Source organism: Neobacillus terrae, from assembly GCF_011393025.1.
Taxonomy (GTDB): domain Bacteria; phylum Bacillota; class Bacilli; order Bacillales; family Cytobacillaceae; genus Neobacillus_A; species Neobacillus_A terrae.
Genome location: NZ_JAAOEO010000005.1, coordinates 52,339 through 67,075, shown reverse-complemented (window position 1 = coordinate 67,075; position 14,737 = coordinate 52,339). Strand labels below are relative to the sequence as shown.

The window sequence follows — 14,737 nt, the reverse complement described above, 5'->3', positions numbered from 1 at the left end:
AGACAATTTAAAATATTGTAATAAAAATTTCGGTAAAATGGCTTATTTGAGTTTAATTCAACTCAATGAGTTCCATTCAACTCGGTGTTCTTGGATTAAAAATGAAAATCCCATACTTTTTCCCTATATTGATAGGGGAAAAGTGTTGGCACGATTCTTGCAATATTTAAGATAAGCCACACTTTTTTAATTCGAAAGGGGAAAAAACCATGACTAATGATAAAAATTTTATTTTCTCAACCATTCCATATTCTTTGTATGTGGATCCAGACATTCTAGCGGCCGAAAATGAATTAATTTTTGAAAGGACTTGGCAAATTATAGGACACGAAAATGATATTAAAAATCCTGGAGATTTTATTACATGTGACGTTGCTGGCGAGCCAATTGTAGTGGTCAGGGGAGAAGATAATTTAATTCGTGCATTTTATAATGTTTGTCCACACCGCGCAACTAGATTAGAAAACAATGAAGCAGGCAATAAAAAAATTCTTCAATGTTCTTACCATGGATGGACGTTTCATCTGGATGGCAAGCTGCATAGAGCTCCAAATTTTAAAGACAATCCGTGTTTTTGTTCAAGTGATATATCCTTAAAAACGGTAAGATGCGAAGTAGAGGGTTCTCTTGTATTCGTTAACTTAGACCCGAATGCTCCATCTCTTTATGAAACTTATAAAGACTTTTTCGACGATTTTAGCCAATTTAATTTTCATGGTGAGTTAAGGCAATTCAATGAGAGAATACGTGAAATTAAGTGTAACTGGAAAGCCTTTGTTGATAATTATTTAGAATGCGATCATTGTCCAATTGCACATCCAGGCTTTGCAGCTACCCTTGACTTAAGCAAATATCAGATTATCAATCAGTCTAATTGCAGTGTTCAGGGAACTCAAATTAAAGAGAAACAAAATAAACAAAGTTTGAAGCTGGATTTAGATACCGCAGAAGTCCAGGAAGGACGGTTTTACTGGTTATGGCCGAATACAATGATTACAGTTTATCCAGGGCCAGGAAACATTTCTATAATTAAAATGTCGCCGATAGACCATGAAACTACTAAAGGGACATATCAGGTATATTTTAAAGGTGGAGAGCCTACTCCAGAACAACAAACCCTGCTGGAATTTGCAGAGCAAGTAAGAATCGAAGATCTAGAACTTGTTGAAAGAGAACAAATAGGATTTCGTTCAAAGGCTTTTTCACAGGGGATTCTTTCACCTTCAGAGCATGGAGTTCTCTACTTCCACAATCTTATCAGAGAATCACTCAATTTAGAAAAAGAGGCTTTACCAGTAAAAAGTTAAAAAAGGTTTCGTACAGATTGACTAGGTTGGTAACACATTTGAATTAATAGATAGTGTATTGATGATTTTTAAAATCTTCAATCATTTTACTGTTAGGAAAGGGTTCTAATTTCGAAATTCATTATTTTATCCAACAAGTGTAATACTTATTTGAATTTAAGGAGGGAGATTTTTGATTACATTTCGAGACGTAAAAAAAGCATATAACAAAAAAGAGATCATAAAGGGTCTAAATTTTACAATTAATGAAGGAGAGCTGTTTGTTTTAATTGGTCCGAGTGGGTGTGGAAAAACTACTACAATGAAAATGATAAATAGGTTAATAGATCCTTCAAGCGGTCGGATTATGATTGATGACCGGGACATTACTGAAAAGAATCCGGTTCAACTCAGAAGAGACATTGGTTACGTTATTCAACAAATTGGATTATTTCCTCATATGACGATCGCTCAGAATGTTGCGTTAGTTCCTAAATTAAAGAAGATGAAGGCAGCAGAATTCGAAAAACGTGTGGATGAGCTGTTAACAATGGTTGGCTTAAAACCAGAAGAATTTAAAAAACGATATCCGTCAGAATTAAGTGGGGGACAGCAGCAGCGTGTCGGGGTTATCCGTGCCATGGCTGCAAATCCTTCTATTATTCTAATGGATGAGCCATTTAGTGCACTGGACCCAATTAGTCGGGAACAATTGCAGGATGAATTAGTAAAGCTTCAAAAAACGATTAAAAAAACCATTGTGTTTGTAACACATGATATGGATGAGGCACTAAAGATTGCTGATCGTATTTGCTTATTGCGAGATGGAGAAATTGTTCAGCTGGATACTCCGGAAAACCTGCTCGCTCACCCTGCGAATGAATTTGTAATTGAGTTTATTGGTTCGAAGAGACTACAGCAGAATTTGAAAGTATTGAAGGGATATAGAGATAGAGATATTGAAATTCCTTCTGAGGTAGCTGGCAATGAATGACCTTTTACAGTTTATAAGCAGCCGGCACAGCGAAATCCTCCAAATTATATGGCAGCATGTCTATATATCTTTCATTTCGGTAGGCGCGGGTTTTATCGTTGCCATACCGTTAGGAATTATACTAACAAAATTTGAAAAGCTGAGTAAATACATTTTAGGTTTTGTTAATATCATTCAAACTATTCCAAGCTTAGCTCTCTTAGGCTTCATGATTCCATTGCTAGGGATTGGAGTGACTCCAGCGATTAGTGCACTTTTTTTGTATTCCCTGCTGCCAATGTTACAAAATACCTACACGGGAATTAAGGATGTGGATCCGGCGTTAACAAATGCTGCAAAAGGGATGGGAATGACGGAATTGCAAATTTTAATGAAAGTTGAAATACCAATGGCAGTATCTGTCATTATGAGTGGTTTCCGAACAGCAACCATTTACACGATTAGCTGGGCCACGCTCGCATCTCTCATTGGTGGCGGAGGCCTTGGGTATTTAGTTTTTACAGGGTTAGCTACGTCGAATAATAATATGATTATTGCCGGAGCCCTAGGAGCGGTACTTTTGGCAACGCTTACAGAGTTTTTAACTAGAAAATTACAATTCTTTGCTACTCCAAAGGGTCTGCGAAAATAAAAATATTTTTAGGGGGATATAGATGAAAAAATTAATGGGCTGTTTAATGCTAGTATTATTAATTTTTACAATGTTAGCGGGTTGCGGTAAAGATGATACTGTAAACATTGGATCACAGTCATGGTCAGAACAGCTTATTCTATCAAACATGGTTAAATTGTTAATTGAAGATAAAACAGATTTAAAAGCAAAAATTGTTGAAGGACTAGGTTCTACTCCTGTTGTCCATAAAGCCCAAAAAAATGGTGATATTCAGGTTTCTATCCGTTATGTAGGTACTGATCTTAGCGGTTCACTGGGCATGACTTCTTTTCCAACAGACCCAAAAGAATCCTTTGACCTTGTATCTAAACAATTTGAAAAAAAGTTTAAACAAACGTGGCTGCCGCCATTTGGCTTTGAAAACACATATGCATTTACAGTCAGGCAAGACGTTGCGGATAAATTAAAATTAGAAAAGGTCTCCGATGTTGCTCCTCACGCTGAAAAACTAAGTCTTGGTACAGACAATGGCTGGTTGGAGCGCGTTCAAGATGGTTACCCTGCATTTCAAAAAACTTATGGGTTTAAATTTGGTAAAACTTCTCCAATGGAGATAGGCTTGGTATATAAGGCAGTTAAAAACAAGGATGTAGATGTTGTTTTAGCCTACTCTACTGACCCAAGATTAAAGGATTATAACTTAAAGACATTAACAGATGATAAAAGGTTCTTCCCGTCATATCAATGTGCTGCGGTTGTTAATGATGATTTGCTTAAAAAACACCCTGAATTAAAAGGAATAATTGCGAAACTTGGAGGGTTAATTGATTCCAAGACAATGACAGAGCTGAACTTCAAAGCCGATGTTGAAAAGAAAGAACCAGCAGATGTAGCAAAAGAATTTTTAGAACAAAAGGGTTTGATTAAAAAGTGAGAATAAATATACAGGCTATTCAAGGAGGCGAGTGGTAAATGGATACCTTCATTCAAGCCATTATATTGCTTGTAAAAGATTGGGACACAATTCTTGAGCTTACCCTTCAGCATATTTATATGAGTTTTTCTGGTGTCCTATTATCAATCCTGGCAGGAATTCCGTTGGCGATAATAATGTCAAGAAATGAGAAACTTGCTATCCTGATACAGACCATAGTGAATGCGATACAGACGATACCATCAATTGCCTTATTACTAGTAATAATGATTTTCTTTGGTCTGGGTTCTACAACTGCAATCGTTGCTTTATTTTTTTACTCCTTATTGCCGATCATTTCTAATACCTATATTGGCTTAAAAGGAGTAGACAAACACCTTATAGAAGCTGGGCTGGCAATGGGAATGACGAATCAGCAACTATATTTTAAAGTAAAGCTGCCACTCGCTTTCCCGATCATATTAGCAGGCATAAGAATTGCAACTGTTATTGCCATTGGTGTAGCTACCATTGCTACATTTGTAGGAGCCGGTGGATTGGGTGATTGGATCTATCGCGGAATAATGTCTACAGATGATGTTAAAATACTTTCCGGGTCAATACCAGCTGCTTTGCTGGCTATTTCAGTCGACTTCTTTCTTCGATTTGTAGAGAAGAAGTCCGGTATTCATCTTCATAAAACAAAACCACAAGAATAAAAAAGTCAGCTTGTAACATTTTTCTATGAAAGGGAGGGGAAAACATGACTAAAACCTTCAAAGTTGCAGTAATTGCTGGAGATGGAATTGGTCCAGAAGTAATAACAGAGGGAATAAAAATACTTAACGCAGTCGCAGAATTAGATGGTTCCTTTAAGGTTGATTATCAGTACTTCGATTGGGGCTGTCAGTATTATCTGGAAAAACAAAGGATGATGGCAGCAGATGGTATGGAGATCCTAAAGGAATTTGATGCTATTTATTTGGGAGCAGTAGGCTTTCCAGGAGTTCCTGATCATATTTCATTAACAGAGCTTTTATTAGTCATAAGAAAGCAATTTAACCAATACATTAATGTTCGGCCTATCTATTTATTAAATGGAGCACCTTGCCCGTTGAAAGAAGTAACCACAGATAAAGTGCAAATGCTGTTTATCCGTGAGAATACAGAGGGTGAATACGCCGGAGCAGGTGATTGGTTATATAAGGGGAAGGAAAACGAGGTTGTTCTACAAACAGGTGTATTTTCAAGGAAGGGCACTGAAAGAGTTATACGATATGCTTTTGAAACAGCAAGAAAATTAGGAAAAAGCCTTACTAGTATAAGTAAAGGGAATGCACTGCAATATTCAATGGTTTTCTGGGATCAGGTCTTTGAGGAAATAGCGCTTGAGTATCCAGATGTTCCGACACATTCTTATTTAGTTGATGCGGCTGCCATGTTTATGGTTATGCAGCCAGAACGTTTCGAGGTAGTTGTTACTTCGAATTTATTTGGCGATATTCTAACAGACCTGGGTGCTGCACTTGCTGGTGGTTTAGGTCTTGCAGCCGGTGCAAATATTAATCCTGAACGCGAATTTCCATCTATGTTTGAGCCCATTCATGGATCAGCTCCAGATATAGCTGGAAAAGGAATCGCAAACCCTATGGCAGCCATTTGGTCTGTGAGCCAAATGCTGGAGTTTCTTGGCTATGAAAATTGGGCAAGAAAGGTCCTCCAAGCAATCGAAAAATTATTAGTTGAAAAAAAGTGTTTGACACCGGACATTGGCGGCACTGCCACAACTTCTGAAGTAGGAGATAAAATAAGAGAAATTCTGTTTAGTGAAGAGCTTATTAAATTTTAAGATTCTCAAATTGATAATGAGGGAATTCGATGAATTATTTGGTGCTTGCCGGCATTCAGCTCTCCTATGTAGCTTTATTCTGTTTAAGAAGCGTCTTTATGGTAAAAGGGCAGAGGAATGTTACCGTTTTGGTTGGAATGCTTGAAATTTTTGTGTATATAATCGGTTTATCAATGGTGCTCAAAAATCTAAATTCTCCAATGGGAGTATTTATTTATTGTAGTACATATGCAATTGGAATTTTCATGGGTATGACAATTGAAAAGAGATTAGCTTTAGGTAATGTAGTTCTGCAGGTCATTACCATAAATGAATCGGAATTAAGTAATAAGCTTAGAGAAGAAAGTTTTGGAGTTACCACCTGGAAAGGTCAAGGCTCTTTAGGCACTCATGATGTTCATCTTATTCTCGCAAAAAGAAAAGATCTTAATCGTTTAAAAAAAATCATAAAATCATTGGATAATGAAGCTTTCATGATTTTTTATGAACCTACTGAATATGTCGGTGGCTATGTTGTTAAATAGAATTAATATTGGTTACACACAAAACATTAAAATCGGACTTTGGAAACAATAATATTTCAAAAAGCTGAGAGCTTGCTCTGAGCTTTTTTAATGGCAATTTTCATAATGTTACTTTTTTACGATAAGATTTGTTTTTTATCTGATTGACGTGAAAGCGGTCAGATCGAACAGGACGCGGATGTCATCACCTTCCTCTACAGAGAGGATTATTATCAAAAAGATTCTAAGCAAAAGGATATCATCGAATCATTGTTGCCAAACAGTGGAACGGCCCAATCGGAACCGTAAAGCTTGGATTTAAAAAAGAGTACGGAGAGTTTGTGAATCTTGGATGAAAAAAGAGAACCTTAATTGGTTCTCTTACATATTTTCTACTCAAAAAGAGAAGTAATTCCAATTTTTATAGTTCCACCAATAACCTTATCCAGGTACCACCACCACCCTTTATATGGTCCGGTGGAAAAAGTGAAAGCATAAGCACGTTAATAACTTCCACCATCGTTGCAAAGATTGGATGGACGGGTTTCGGGAGTTGTAACCAAATATCTTGGCAATTATCATTATAGGTACTGTGGTCTTGAATTAGAGGATTTATCATTGGATAAACGAGTGGAATAAATGCTTTTTTTCAGCGTGTCAAAAATCAAATTATAACCTTGTTCAAATGTTTAAAACGGCAAAAAAATTAATCTTGATTGAGTGAGGTCTATTTAGGATGATTCTTTTTGTCTTTTCTTATTTTAATAGCTGCCATTATACAAACAAACGCACCAATAAAACTTGAAAAAATAGCAATAAAAGCTCCATTACTCACTTAGCAATCACACTCCTAATTATTTAGTTGTTACATCCATAATATCAGCTGCAGTTATTGAACTTCAACTACCTAACGAGTTATAAATAGGTTCAGGTATAAAAATTAGTTGATTTTAATGAAAGAAATAATACCTTTTTATTTCGGTCTTTTTGTAAGTGATGATTGTCTTTCTATGCTCCTGACATTCCAAATAAAATAGCTATTATGATAAAACCAACTGGGATGATTGACAAAATGACAAGTGATACAACTCTCCAAAATTCACTTGGGCTATACCAAGCGATGAAAATGGATATTATATATCCCAAACCTATCATCATATAAACAAATAAATGGGAAGCGTGATGAAAAAGCGGCGTCCTAAACACAATATAAAACCATATAATTGGTGTCAATAAAGATAAAATGGGCATAAATTTTCTCAGATTCAAACCCTCCTTTTTATGACTTTCCTACCCAAACCCATATATAACCATTATAGAACATCGCTTAATTAAATTGTTTAAAAGCGCCATTAAATAAAAATATTCTGACCACTTGGACTAAATAAAAATTTTCCCAAATATAATAATTACACGAAATAGAATCATAAATTTAGTTTTTTTAGAGAAAGGTGGGGGTGGAAAAAGCATGTTCTTTTGCACGAATAAAACATACGAGACAATGTTCCCATCTATTTTTCTCATATTCTCTCAGATAACCAGATAACGAAGGAGCATGTTAGATGCTAAACCAATTGTTAACTTTGGATACCATTCAAATCAGGCAAGATGTTCGGGACTGGAAGGAAGCAATACAAATAGCTGCTGTGCCTTTATTAAAAAAAGGCAGCATCCAGCCGGAGTATATTGATGCAATGATTGAAAATGTTCAGGATTATGGGCCTTACATCGTCCTCGCTCCAAAAATTGCCCTAGCACATGCCAGGCCGGAGCAAGGGGTGAAGGAACTGGGAATGAGCCTGCTGTGCTTAAAGGAAAGTGTCGCTTTTTCACAGGAATCCAGGCATGATGCGAATTTAATTTTCGTCCTGGCAGCGGCGGATTCAGAGACACACTTGAATACCTTATCACAGTTAGCCGGGCTGCTGTCGAATGAAGAGGCGATCCAGTCGATTATGGAAGCAGATTCTACTTTGCAGATCATGAAGGTGATCAATCAGTATTCAAGCTGAAAAAGGAGGAGGAGACAATGAAAATATTAGTCGTTTGCGGAGTGGGACTAGGCAGCAGCTTCATGATTGAACTGAATGTCAAAAAAGTGCTGAAGGAATTGGGGATTGAGGCAGACGTTTCCCATACGGATTTAACGACAGGCAAGGCGGAAAAGGCAGATTACTATATTGGCTCTCCTGAAATTATGGAGCAGCTGGAGGACGGAGTCAGAAAAACCATTTCGCTCAAAAATCTGTTCAGCCTGCCGGAGATAAAGGAAGCGATACAAAAAAATATCGTAAACAACTAATCTGCAAGTAAAGCGGAGGGATATCGATGTTAAATGTCATCATGAAAGATATTTTAGGTACACCCGCCATCCTGATTGGAATCTTTGCTTTATTAGGATTAATTTTGCAGCGAAAAAGTGTTGCCGATACGATCTCAGGGACCTTAAAAACCGTAATGGGATTTATCATACTCGGTGCAGGTGCCGGAGTATTGGTCGGTTCACTTGATATCTTCGGAAAAATGTTCGAGCATGGCTTCCATATAAAAGGAGTCATTCCAAACAATGAGGCGATTGTTGCTCTTGCACAGAAGACTTTTGCAAAAGAAACAGCACTTATTATGTTATTCGGTATGGTCGTTAACATTTTATTAGCCCGGTTCACGAAGTTTAAATACATCTTCCTGACAGGACATCATACCTTATATATGGCCTGTATGATAGGAGTTATCCTATCAACTGGCGGAATCAAAGGAGTTTCATTAGTTGTAACCGGTTCCCTGACTCTTGGTATCTTAATGGTTCTTATGCCAGCTCTTCTTCAGCCATATACAAGACAAATTACTGGGTCCGATGATATCGCACTAGGCCACTTTGGCACCATCGGCTATTTTGTATCAGGAACCATCGGTAAGTGGGTTGGCAATAAATCAAAATCCACAGAAGATATCAAGGTTCCTAAATCACTTGGCTTCCTGAGAGATACTTCTGTTTCAATATCACTTACGATGGCCATTATGTTCTTTATTGCTGCTTTTGCTTCAGGACAGGACTTCATTGAAACAAAACTTAGTGGTGGATCGAACTTCATCATCTTCTCCATCACACAGGCGATTACGTTTGCTGCCGGGGTTTACATCGTATTAGCAGGTGTGCGTATGCTGATTGCAGAAATCGTCCCTGCCTTTAAAGGGGTTGCGGACCGTGTGGTTCCAAATGCTCTTCCAGCTCTAGACTGTCCAGCCGTATTTCCTTTCGCACCAAATGCCGTCATCATTGGATTCATCTTCAGTTTTATCGCAGGACTTATCTCTATGTTCCTACTGCCTCTTGTGGGCCTGAAAGTTATTGTACCTGGTCTGGTTCCACATTTCTTCACAGGCGCAGCTGCTGGTGTTTATGGAAATGCGACGGGCGGAAGAAAGGGGGCCATCTGGGGATCCATTGCCAATGGTTTGTTAATCAGCTTCCTGCCAGCTCTGCTGCTTCCAGTACTGGGTTCGATCGGGTTTGAAGGAACGACCTTTGGTGACGCAGACTTTGGAGTAGCCGGAATTATCCTCGGCAACGTGGTCCAGTGGAGCACCGTGATTGCGTACCTGCTTCCAGTCGTAATTATTGTCATCATGCTATTAGCCAGCCTTAGAAAGAAAAACGCTTAATTAGGGAGTTTTATATATAGAAGAAACAAGGTTTATGGAGTTTCATAAACCTTGTTTTTATACTGAAAAATAAAGGGAGAGTTACATATGTCAGTGAAACCTTTGGAACAATTAGCGATTAATGCACTTCGGGCACTCTCAATTGATATGGTCGAGCAGGCAAACTCCGGCCATCCTGGCATGCCAATGGGAGCTGCACCGATGGCCTATGAATTATACATGAAGCATATAAAACACAAATCCCTCCAATCCAAAATGGTTCAACCGGGATCGTTTTGTGTTGTCAGCCGGCCATGGTTCACCGCTCTTATATAGCATTCTGCATCTAACCGGATATGATATTTCAATGGAAGACCTTAAGAATTACCGCCAATTAGGCAGCAAGGCACATGGCCACCCAGAGGTAGGGACAGCAGGAATTGAAGCAACAACAGGGCCACTAGGCCAGGGATTTGCAATGGCAGTCGGAATGGCGATGGCAGAAGCACATATGGGCGCTGTCTATAACCGCGAAGGCTATCCAGTAATTGATCACAATACTTATGTCATTTGCGGAGACGGCGATTTAATGGAGGGAATCTCATATGAAGCAGCTTCCTTGGCCGGACATTTAGGTTTAGGGAAACTGATCGTCTTGTATGATTCAAACGATGTATGCCTCGATGGGGAATTGAGACATTCGTTCACGGAAGATATAGGAAAACGTTTTGAAGCTCAAGGCTGGCATTATCTCCGTGTGGACGATGGTAACGATATTACAAGCATAGGAGAAGTCATCAATCTGGCAAAACAGGAGTCTCTCCGTCCTTCTTTAATTGAAATTAAAACCGTGATTGGTTATGGCAGTCCCAATAAAGGCGGAACAAACGCTGCCCATGGAGCACCTCTCGGAAAGAAAGAAGCTCTATTAGCGAAAAAGAATTATGGCTGGAACTATGAGCCTTTTGATATTCCAGAAGAAGTAGTCAATCACTTTCAAGCCAGCCGGGAAATAGGAGAGCAGAGGGAAGCGGAATGGAACAAGCTATTTGCCTCATATAAAGAAGCTTATCCAGAACTGGCAAAACAACTCGAAGCTACTATTCTAGGAGAACTTCCAGATGGATGGGATGCAGACCTTCCGGAATACAAACCAGGAGATCCTGACATCGCAACAAGGGAAGCATCCGGAGCAGCATTAAATGCCATTGCTAAAAATCTGCCGACTCTCTTTGGCGGTTCAGCAGATTTAGCCGCTTCTAATAAAACCAAACTTAATGGAATTGATAGATTTAACAAGGAAAACTGTGCTGGCAGAAATGTGTGGTTCGGTATCAGGGAACATGCAATGGGAGCAATTGTAAACGGGCTTTCTTTACATGGAGGCATCCGTCCATTTGGCGCGACTTTTTTCGTCTTCTCAGATTATCTGCGTCCAACCTTCCGCCTGGCAGCCATGATGAAACAGCCCGTCCTATATGTCTTTACCCACGACAGCATTGCAGTTGGAGAAGACGGTCCTACCCACCAGCCAGTTGAACATCTGGCAAGCCTTCGAGCGATTCCAGGATTAACAGTCATCCGGCCAGCAGATGCATGCGAAACAATAGAAGCATACCGTTATGCTATGGAAAATAAAGAGGGCCCGACAGCATTAATTCTATCTCGGCAAATCCTGCCTTTGCTTACATTTAAAAAAGCGAAAGAGGGATTATCAAAAGGAGGTTATATTCTATCAGATCCTCCTCATGGTGAAAAACTACAAGTATTAATGATTGCCACAGGATCAGAAGTAAGTTTAGCAATGGAGGCACAGAAGGTATTAGCTGAAAAAGAAATACCCTCGCGTGTGGTAAGTATGCCTTCATGGGAGATTTTTGAGAAACAGCCTGAAAGCTATCAAGAATACGTATTACCTTCGGAAATTAAAACCCGGGTATCAATTGAAATGGGATCACCAATGGGATGGGCAAGATATGCAGGAAAACAAAGTAAAGTTATCGGTGTGTGTACCTATGGAGATTCTGGACCTGGATATCGTATTGTCGAAGAGAATGGATATAATGTAAATAATATAGTTTCTTTTATAGAGAAGAAACTAGGCTAATAATTTCAACTCATTAAAATCATATATAATACATTTCCTTTCAGACATGGTAGATTACGTGGTCAATTCTTAGTTTTATCTACTTTCTTAAAAAATCCTTCTTACTGGTACGCATAGGCGTACCACTTAAAGATTTTCATTATGATAGTTTTTCTTTATAGGCCATAGAAATGGGTGTAAAGAAAACGATGGGAATAGAAGTGAAAATCTATATTAAGAGATTAATAAAGGAAAGAAACATCTCATTAAGAGAGCTGTCCCGTCTTGCAGACATTAGGCATCCGGCATTGAGTGAATTAGCTAACAACAAAAGAAAAAATATAAATTTAGGGCATATTAAAAGAATCGCAGAATCCCTTGATATAGAAGATATTAGAGAAATTATTGATCTGGAGATTACAAAAGATTAGTAAGTGGGTGAAAGATGAAATCTAATGAATGTATCTTATGGGAAGCTTCTCAAATTGTAAACGAATATGGGGATGAAATAGAGATAGAGATCATTCAATTCCGTAATCAATACCATGTTACAGTTAATATATGCCAAGAAAGACCTCCATTTAAGGATTTTACTGCTATAGGAATCGACTTACATAGCAAAAGAAAAGCTGCGAAAAAGGCACTAATTAAATTGTACAATCAAGCATATCCACAGTTATTCAAACATTAAGGGAGAGCGAGCCAATTAGGCCGCTCTCCCTTTTTATGTGTTTTTCATTACAATATTAATAGAAGAAACTCAGAACACAGGCAGTTAATGAAGGATAGAAAGCTTAGCTACAAATTTTGAAAGATAGTTTGATGGGATGTTAATGTCTGATAATTTGAATTAGAGCTTATAAAGAAATATAAACAAATTGGATAGGCTAAATTTAATAAACAAACCTGATAAAAATTGGACGATTTTTATGTGCTAAGGCCTCGACCACCGGTATCTTTAGGTAATAACCAGTTAATTTATGAAACTATAAAACACTCACAAATATTGATTCATCAATGTTTGTGGGTGTTTTTCAGTTTGCGGAGAAAAAGGCTGAATAAGGTAGTTTTCGAAATCATTTTTCACAAGGATTTTAGCAATTTATATATGCTACATTGCCAAACAATCAAGTTTATGAAATAGTATTCTTATACTAATAATGATTACAAATAATGTAAATAAGTATTTACTCAGAGTATGGAGAGACTACATAAGGGTGGGTTGCCTGATTTGATAACAGTAGGTTGAGGGAGACGATTTGTTATGATAGTGAAATTAGATGTTTCCATAAACAGTAGTTTAGGGTGGGCTGATTTGTTGACAAAATTTTAGGAGGATACTTCATGGATAATGAAAATAATACAGAGCTAAGTCAGAATGTAAATAACGGCGAGCTTCAAGAGCATATGAAAGATACATTTGGTATTGAATTTTTCGTTAATGAGTTGTTGCCTGCAGATTTAGAAAATCGAGGATATAGAAGAATGTCCTTAGACGAGGTTAAGTATGTGGAACCATTACTTCAACTCGCACCACAACTTTTAGTAGATAAAATATATAAAGATGCAGGTGAGAAGGCCTTTAAAGCAGCGACAGAAAACTCTTATAAATGCCTTTTAGATCCATCAATGCATCTGGCGACAATAAAAGGGACAACAGATGTGTTTATTGGAACTGGCCTCGATAATGCTACAAACAAGGTGAAAGGACAAGCACGATGGTTAAAAAATGATGCGTTTTTATCTATCTCTAATACAGCTCAGGTTGTCTCTAATGCATTTAATGCTTTATCAACTGTGACTGGACAGTATTTTATGGCACAGGTCAATGCGAATCTTTTAGATATCAAAGGTGGAATTGATGATATAAAACAGTATATTGATGCTGTTAATCAAAGTGAACTAGAGACAGCACTTCAAGAGTTATATGAGATTATTGAGCATATACGCTTCATAAGGAATGACTCAGAAAGAGTCCGTACAACACTTATTCAAATTAATGGTATACGAACTGTTGCTAAAAAAAACATCAATTTATACAAAAAGCAGATTGAAAAAATAATAATGCGAGAATCAGAATCTTTTAAATCTGACAAGGAAACAGTGATAACAGAAAACATGGAAGAACTGAGAAAAAATATGGTTCAATATCATTACGCTGTTTATCTATGTAACTTAGCTCAGATACTAATAATTAACTTAAACAATATTATAGATGTTGAAGAATTGAGCCTCTACCGTAACGAGATTAGCGCTATAGTAAATCAGTATAAAGACGTATTTGATAAAACAACTAAATGGGTTAAGCATTATATTGATGATACAAACTCACTTAACAAGTTCAGTAAGAAACAGATATCTCTTAAATTCGTATTTGGATTTGCTGGTGATGTTCTTGGTCGTAAAATTGGTAATTACCAATTAGGCGGGCAGACAAAGGAACTAGTAAATGATTGGTTTGACAATAACATAAAGAAGAAAAAAGAAGCCTATGATCTTAGTAATAAAGAGTTTCAAAGTCAAATGAATGGTTTGGTATTGATTGATTCTTCTATTTCAGTAATGGATAGATATATTGATATGACTCGTAAAAAAGCAGAAATTGTTTCTATTGATGGTGAATGCTATATTAAATATATTGAAGAGGAATAAAGCTGTATATAAAAGGCTTTAGTATTATCTTATCTCACTCTGTAAAATCGCTGGTATAACACGTGCAGCTTACCTTAGATGGCTAAAACACACACCTTCATTACACGAAATATAGAACGCAGAGATTATAAAAGAGATGAAAGCTCTTCATGAGAAAGTGTAAGGAATCTATGGTTCTCGAAGAATGGTGATGACCATG

At 37.5% G+C, this 14,737-nt stretch carries 13 protein-coding genes and 2 pseudogenes; all 15 read left to right on the top strand.

The window, feature by feature from the left end; all coding sequences use genetic code 11:
- Window positions 1-209 precede the first annotated feature (209 nt).
- The 15 genes and pseudogenes from G8761_RS08695 (at window position 210) to G8761_RS08625 (ending at window position 14,538) form a co-directional block, all read left to right on the top strand.
- A complete protein-coding gene (locus G8761_RS08695; protein WP_166025664.1) occupies window positions 210-1,307 on the top strand; it encodes an aromatic ring-hydroxylating oxygenase subunit alpha in 1,098 nt (365 codons plus the stop codon).
- A 172-nt stretch (window positions 1,308-1,479) separates the two neighbouring features.
- On the top strand, window positions 1,480-2,280 hold the full coding sequence (locus G8761_RS08690; protein WP_166025661.1) for a betaine/proline/choline family ABC transporter ATP-binding protein: 801 nt from the start codon (window positions 1,480-1,482) through the stop codon (window positions 2,278-2,280).
- Window positions 2,273-2,911 (top strand): ABC transporter permease, encoded by a 639-nt coding sequence (locus G8761_RS08685; RefSeq protein ID WP_166025659.1) that lies wholly within the window; start codon window positions 2,273-2,275, stop codon window positions 2,909-2,911. The genes G8761_RS08690 and G8761_RS08685 overlap by 8 nt, the downstream gene beginning before the upstream one ends.
- 22 nt (window positions 2,912-2,933) lie before the next feature.
- A complete protein-coding gene (locus G8761_RS08680; RefSeq protein WP_166025657.1) occupies window positions 2,934-3,827 on the top strand; it encodes an osmoprotectant ABC transporter substrate-binding protein in 894 nt (297 codons plus the stop codon).
- 38 nt (window positions 3,828-3,865) lie between these two features.
- Window positions 3,866-4,525, top strand: a complete 660-nt coding sequence (locus tag G8761_RS08675) for an ABC transporter permease (RefSeq protein ID WP_166025655.1) — start codon at window positions 3,866-3,868, stop codon at window positions 4,523-4,525.
- Between the two features lie 44 nt (window positions 4,526-4,569).
- Window positions 4,570-5,655: a tartrate dehydrogenase gene (locus tag G8761_RS08670; RefSeq protein WP_166025653.1), complete on the top strand. Its 1,086-nt coding sequence runs from the start codon at window positions 4,570-4,572 to the stop codon at window positions 5,653-5,655.
- A 29-nt stretch (window positions 5,656-5,684) separates the two neighbouring features.
- A complete protein-coding gene (locus G8761_RS08665; RefSeq protein WP_166025651.1) occupies window positions 5,685-6,179 on the top strand; it encodes a DUF2179 domain-containing protein in 495 nt (164 codons plus the stop codon).
- 147 nt (window positions 6,180-6,326) lie between these two features.
- Window positions 6,327-6,514 (top strand): annotated as a pseudogene (locus G8761_RS08660) (DnaB-like helicase C-terminal domain-containing protein); the annotation flags it as partial.
- 1,206 nt (window positions 6,515-7,720) lie between these two features.
- Complete coding sequence (locus G8761_RS08655) at window positions 7,721-8,170, top strand: PTS sugar transporter subunit IIA (RefSeq protein WP_166025649.1); 450 nt, start codon at window positions 7,721-7,723, stop codon at window positions 8,168-8,170.
- A 17-nt stretch (window positions 8,171-8,187) separates the two neighbouring features.
- A complete protein-coding gene (locus G8761_RS08650; protein WP_166025647.1) occupies window positions 8,188-8,460 on the top strand; it encodes a PTS sugar transporter subunit IIB in 273 nt (90 codons plus the stop codon).
- Between the two features lie 26 nt (window positions 8,461-8,486).
- A complete protein-coding gene (locus tag G8761_RS08645) occupies window positions 8,487-9,821 on the top strand; it encodes a PTS ascorbate transporter subunit IIC (RefSeq protein WP_166025645.1) in 1,335 nt (444 codons plus the stop codon).
- An 87-nt stretch (window positions 9,822-9,908) separates the two neighbouring features.
- Window positions 9,909-11,907, top strand: a pseudogene (gene tkt / locus G8761_RS08640) (transketolase).
- A 188-nt stretch (window positions 11,908-12,095) separates the two neighbouring features.
- Window positions 12,096-12,317, top strand: coding sequence for a helix-turn-helix domain-containing protein (locus G8761_RS08635; protein ID WP_166025643.1), 222 nt, complete (start codon window positions 12,096-12,098; stop codon window positions 12,315-12,317).
- A gap of 14 nt (window positions 12,318-12,331) precedes the next feature.
- Complete coding sequence (locus tag G8761_RS08630; RefSeq protein WP_166025641.1) at window positions 12,332-12,577, top strand: hypothetical protein; 246 nt, start codon at window positions 12,332-12,334, stop codon at window positions 12,575-12,577.
- A 653-nt stretch (window positions 12,578-13,230) separates the two neighbouring features.
- On the top strand, window positions 13,231-14,538 hold the full coding sequence (locus G8761_RS08625; protein ID WP_166025639.1) for a hypothetical protein: 1,308 nt from the start codon (window positions 13,231-13,233) through the stop codon (window positions 14,536-14,538).
- Window positions 14,539-14,737: the final 199 nt, after the last annotated feature.

What these genes read in the sequence shown, in the direction of transcription:
- G8761_RS08665 (WP_166025651.1), top strand. Translation starts at nt 5,685, where the DNA reads ATGAATTATTTGGTGCTTGCCGGCATTCAGCTCTCCTATGTAGCTTTA.
- G8761_RS08630 (WP_166025641.1), top strand. Translation starts at nt 12,332, where the DNA reads ATGAAATCTAATGAATGTATCTTATGGGAAGCTTCTCAAATTGTAAAC.
- G8761_RS08680 (WP_166025657.1), top strand. Translation starts at nt 2,934, where the DNA reads ATGAAAAAATTAATGGGCTGTTTAATGCTAGTATTATTAATTTTTACA.
- G8761_RS08655 (WP_166025649.1), top strand. Translation starts at nt 7,721, where the DNA reads ATGCTAAACCAATTGTTAACTTTGGATACCATTCAAATCAGGCAAGAT.
- G8761_RS08675 (WP_166025655.1), top strand. Translation starts at nt 3,866, where the DNA reads ATGGATACCTTCATTCAAGCCATTATATTGCTTGTAAAAGATTGGGAC.
- G8761_RS08645 (WP_166025645.1), top strand. Translation starts at nt 8,487, where the DNA reads ATGTTAAATGTCATCATGAAAGATATTTTAGGTACACCCGCCATCCTG.
- G8761_RS08650 (WP_166025647.1), top strand. Translation starts at nt 8,188, where the DNA reads ATGAAAATATTAGTCGTTTGCGGAGTGGGACTAGGCAGCAGCTTCATG.
- G8761_RS08685 (WP_166025659.1), top strand. Translation starts at nt 2,273, where the DNA reads ATGAATGACCTTTTACAGTTTATAAGCAGCCGGCACAGCGAAATCCTC.
- G8761_RS08670 (WP_166025653.1), top strand. Translation starts at nt 4,570, where the DNA reads ATGACTAAAACCTTCAAAGTTGCAGTAATTGCTGGAGATGGAATTGGT.
- G8761_RS08635 (WP_166025643.1), top strand. Translation starts at nt 12,096, where the DNA reads ATGGGAATAGAAGTGAAAATCTATATTAAGAGATTAATAAAGGAAAGA.
- G8761_RS08695 (WP_166025664.1), top strand. Translation starts at nt 210, where the DNA reads ATGACTAATGATAAAAATTTTATTTTCTCAACCATTCCATATTCTTTG.
- G8761_RS08625 (WP_166025639.1), top strand. Translation starts at nt 13,231, where the DNA reads ATGGATAATGAAAATAATACAGAGCTAAGTCAGAATGTAAATAACGGC.